Origin of the sequence: Sandarakinorhabdus oryzae, from assembly GCF_009733735.1 — a bacterium.
GTDB classification, from domain to species: Bacteria; Pseudomonadota; Alphaproteobacteria; order Sphingomonadales; family Sphingomonadaceae; genus Sandarakinorhabdus; species Sandarakinorhabdus oryzae.
The window spans coordinates 1-4,333 of sequence record NZ_WNJP01000205.1 but is presented as its reverse complement, the minus strand read 5'-3'; the positions used below and the strand labels follow the sequence as shown (position 1 = coordinate 4,333).

4 protein-coding genes are annotated in these 4,333 nt (G+C 68.5%); 3 read left to right on the top strand and 1 reads right to left on the bottom strand.

Annotation, left to right across the window (positions count from 1 at the left end; translation table 11 throughout):
- Positions 1-1,276 (bottom strand): DEAD/DEAH box helicase (locus GJ693_RS14170; protein ID WP_156256923.1); only part of this gene is annotated, 1,276 nt, incomplete at its 3' end.
- A 234-nt stretch (positions 1,277-1,510) separates the two neighbouring features.
- On the opposite strand from GJ693_RS14170, the gene GJ693_RS14165 reads away from it, so the two are divergent.
- The 3 genes from GJ693_RS14165 to GJ693_RS14155 all read left to right on the top strand — a co-directional run.
- Positions 1,511-2,749: a DmpA family aminopeptidase gene (locus tag GJ693_RS14165; RefSeq protein WP_156256922.1), complete on the top strand. Its 1,239-nt coding sequence runs from the start codon at positions 1,511-1,513 to the stop codon at positions 2,747-2,749.
- A gap of 145 nt (positions 2,750-2,894) precedes the next feature.
- Positions 2,895-3,347 carry a type II secretion system protein N gene (locus GJ693_RS14160; protein WP_156256921.1) on the top strand — a complete coding sequence of 151 codons (453 nt, stop codon included), beginning with the start codon at positions 2,895-2,897 and terminating at the stop codon, positions 3,345-3,347.
- Positions 3,344-4,333 (top strand): secretin N-terminal domain-containing protein (locus tag GJ693_RS14155; RefSeq protein ID WP_328598842.1); only part of this gene is annotated, 990 nt, incomplete at its 3' end. The genes GJ693_RS14160 and GJ693_RS14155, both read left to right, overlap by 4 nt.

The following is a 4,333-nucleotide window of genomic DNA, read 5'->3' as shown; positions in this document are numbered from 1 at the left end:
GCCCGCGGCCATCGGCATGCACCACGGCGCGCGGATCGCGGCCCGGGCGGCCACCGCGGCCACGGTTGAAATCACGCTCCTCGCGCGGCGGCTCGGCGGCCGCCGGGCTGGACTTGATCAGCTTCGCCGTCAGCCCAACGAGGTCGCGGAAGTTCGCCGGAAGTGGCTGCTGGTCGAGCGGCATGCGGATCAGCCGCTCGATATCCTTCAGGAACGGGCGTTCATCCGGCGCGCACAGCGCAATCGCCCGGCCTTCGCGGCCAGCGCGCGCGGTGCGGCCGATGCGGTGCACATACTGCTCCGGCACGTTCGGCAGCTCATAGTTGAAGATGTGGCTCACCGCCGGGATGTCGAGGCCGCGCGCGGCGATATCGGTTGCCACCAACACCTTGATCTCGCCGGTGCGGAAGGCCGTCAACGCACGAGTGCGCTGGGCCTGGCTGCGATTGCCGTGGATGGCTTCGGCCGCGATCTTGTGGGCGGCCAGCTGGCGCACAACACGATCGGCGCCATGCTTGGTGCGGGTGAAAACGATGGTGCTCGCCACGTCTTCGGCCACCAGCAGATGCGCCAGCAGCGCCAGCTTTTCGGGCTGGGAGACATGGATCACCGTCTGCACCACGCGCTCGGCGGTGGTGGCGGCCGGCTTCACGGCCACTTTCACGGGGTTCTTGAGGTAACGCTGGGCGAGATCCTCGATGGCCGGCGGCAGGGTGGCCGAAAACAGCATCGACTGGCGCTGCTTGGGCAACAGGCCGGTGATGCGCTTCAGATCATGCACGAAGCCGAGATCGAGCATCTGGTCGCATTCATCGAGCACCAGCATCTCGACATGGCCAAGGTCGCAGGCGCCCTTCATGACCAGATCGAGCAGACGGCCCGGCGTCGCCACCAGCACGTCCACACCCGGAAACAGCGCGCGTTCCTGGCGGCCGATCGGCACGCCGCCAAACACGCAGGCGACCGAGACCTTCAAATAGCGGCCATAGGCGGTGAAGCTGGCGGCAATCTGCGCGGCCAGTTCGCGGGTGGGCGCCAGCACCAGCACGCGGGTGGACAGTTTCAGGCGGTGCTTGGGATTGGCGGCGAGGCGGTTGAGGATGGGCAGCGCAAAGGCCGCCGTCTTGCCGGTGCCGGTCTGGGCCAGGCCCAGCACATCGTTGCCGGCCAGCGCCGGCGGGATCGCCGCCATCTGGATGGGCGAGGGGGTGTCATAGCCCTTGTCGGCAATGGCGCGGGCAATCGGCTCGGCAAGCGCGAGATCAGAGAAATTCATGTGGTCTTGTTCCAACAATATCAGTCGCCCGGAAGGCACCATGCCAACCGGGAGGGGGGTTGCCTGGCAACCCGCGTGATAAGGGAAGCAAGTTCGGGGGGTGGGGCCCAGGAGCAGGTTGCTCCGATCACGCGCCCATCGGTTTGTGGGCGCCCTTTGAACGCTTTGCGCGCCAAAGTCAAATTTGCGCCCGCCCGCCAGCCGGGATAGGTTGCCGGCAACGGGGGAAACAGCATGAAACATCTGATCGTTGCGGCGCTGATCCTGGCCAGCAGCACGGCCGCCGCCGGCCCACGCGCCCGCGATTTGGGAGTACCGTTCGACGGCACGCCGGGGCCGCTGAACGCCATCACCGATGTCGCCGGCGTCGAAGTCGGCTTCAAGACGCTGATAGCGGGCGACGGCGAGCGGGTGCGCGGCAAAGGCCCGGTGCGCACCGGTGTCACCGCCATTTTCCCGCGCGGCAAGGCCAACAACCAGGGCGTGTTTGCCGGCTTCTTCGCCGGCAACGGCAATGGCGACATGACCGGCACGCACTGGGTGGAGGAAGGCGGCGTGCTGGAAACGCCGATCCTGATCACCGGTACCGGCAGCGTCGGCGTGGTGCGCGATGCCGCCTTCAAGTGGCTGGCCGATCACCGCCCCGGCGCCTTCTGGTATCCGCTGGTCGCCGAAACCGCCGACGCCACGCTGCACGACATGGCCGGCCAGCATGTGACCCAGCAGGACACGCTGGAGGCGATGGACGCCGCCAAGCCCGGCCCGGTGGCGGAAGGCAATGTCGGCGGCGGCACCGGCATGATCTGCAACGGCTTCAAGGGCGGCACCGGCACCGCCTCGCGCCGGCTGACAGTGGCCGAAGGCGGCTACACCGTGGGTGTGCTGGTGCAGTGCAATTATGGCTCGGCCAATCTGTTGCGCATCGCTGGCGTGCCCGTGGCGCGTGAGATGGACCTGCAAGGGCCCTGCGTGACGAAATTGCTGCCCAAACCGCAGCAGCGCCGAGGTCGCGTTGCCGATGTGTGCGACCCGAAGAAGCTGGCGTTGGCCGACGACATCAATGAGGAGCATCGCGGTTCGATCATCATCGTCATCGCCACCGATGCGCCGCTGACCGCCGAGCAGTTGAAGCGGCTGGCGCGGCGCGGCACCGCCGGGCTGGGGCGCCTGGGCTCCATCCTGTCGGATGGCTCCGGCGATATCTTCATCGCCTTTTCCACCGCCAACGCCGGCGCCGACAATGGCAACTGGCACGAGGCCGCCGACAAGCCGGCCAGCATTGCCCGGCTGCCCAATGCCGCCATCAACCCGCTGTTCACCGCCACCATCGAAGGCGTGGAGGAGGCCGTGGTCAACGCCATGATCGCCGCCAAGACGATGACCGGTGCCGACTGGTGGACGGTCTCCGCCCTGCCGCACGACCAGTTGCAGGCGGTGTTGCGCCGCCATGGCCTGCTCGCGGCATCGAAGTAACACCTCGGCGTGTCATCCGCCTGTAACCCAACCGTCACACGCACCCGATAGGGGCTGGCTCTCGCAGCGAATCCGATTAGGCTGTGACGCCTGCGGACCAACGCGTTTTTGAGGGGTGCAGCCGCTGATCCGGACAGAGGACAATATGCCATGGCCGGCCCGCCTGATCGGGGCCGCCGAATGGGCTGGCTGGGTGCTGGCCGGGCTGGTGACGGCGCGCCTGATCTGGCTGGCACTTACGCCCGCCGGCCCCCTCGGCCAGCCGGTGTTCCGGCAGGCCAGCGGCCCGGTGCTGGTGGCGATCGATCCCTTTTCCCCGGCCGGTCCGGCCACGGCCGACACGGTGTCTGGGCTTGATCTGGTGCTGCTTGGCACCCGCGTCGATGCCGCCTCCGGCCGTGGCTCGGCCATCATCGCCACCGCCGACGGACTGCAGAAGAGCGTGGGCGTGGGCGAGGAGATCATGCCCGGCGTCCGGCTGGCGGCTGTCGAATTCGAATCGGTCACACTTGATCGCGGTGGCGCGCGGGAACAGCTTTACATCGATCAATCCGGCGGCCCGGCCGAGGCCCAGCCGCCGTGGCGGGACCCGAAATGACGCGCACCTTCGCCCCTGCCCTTTTGGCGCTCTTGCTGGCCACTTCGCCCCTGCTCGCGCAGCAGACCGTCAACCTGCGTGATGCCGATGTGCGCGCCTTCATCCAGGACGTGTCGCGCGCGACGGGGCGCACCTTCATCATCGATCCGCGCGTGCAAGGGAAAGTGTCGGTGGTCTCGGAACGACCGCTCGATCAGGCTGGCTATTTCGAGCTGTTCCTGTCGACCCTGCGCGCCAATGGCCTGGTCGTCACCCCGGCCGCCGGCGGCGCCTTCCGCGTCGCGCCGGCCGATGGGGCCGCCACCCAGCCATCCGGCGGCCAGGGGCGGGACCGGTTTGAAACCACCGTGCTCAATCTGAGCTTCATCGATGCCGCCTCGGCCATCGAAACATTGCGCCCGCTAGTGTCCCGCGAAGGCCAGGTGACGGCCAATCGAGCCGGCAATGCCGTGATCGTGGCCGATTATGCCGACAATGTCGCCCGCGTGCGGGCGCTCGCCCGCCAGATCGACCAGGACCGCGCTGCGGTGCGCGTCATCGCGCTCAAGCATGCTGGCGCCCGCGAGATCGCCACCAGCCTGGCGCAGGTGGCGCAGGGCAGCGCCGAGGGCCGCGGTTGGCAGGTCGCCCCTGTCGATGCCAGCAACAGCCTGGTGCTGCGCGGCGATCCGGCAACCCTGGCCAAGCTGGCGCGCACGGTCGCCGATCTCGATCAGGCCGCTGCCGCCGGCAGCGACGTGCGGGTCTTCTTTCTGAACCACGCCGACGCCGAGAAGCTGGTTCCCGTTTTGCAGCAGTTGGTTGGCCAACCGGTCAGCCCGGCCAGCCAGGCTGCCCCGCAGACGATGAGCACGCAGAGCAGCTTCGGCAACGCCGCGGCGCCGACCCAGGGCCAGCAACCGGCCGCCAGCGCGCCCCTGCCGACCCAGCCCACGGGGGGTTCACTGGGCACCAGCGGCTTCGTGCCCGGCGCCAGCATCGGCAGC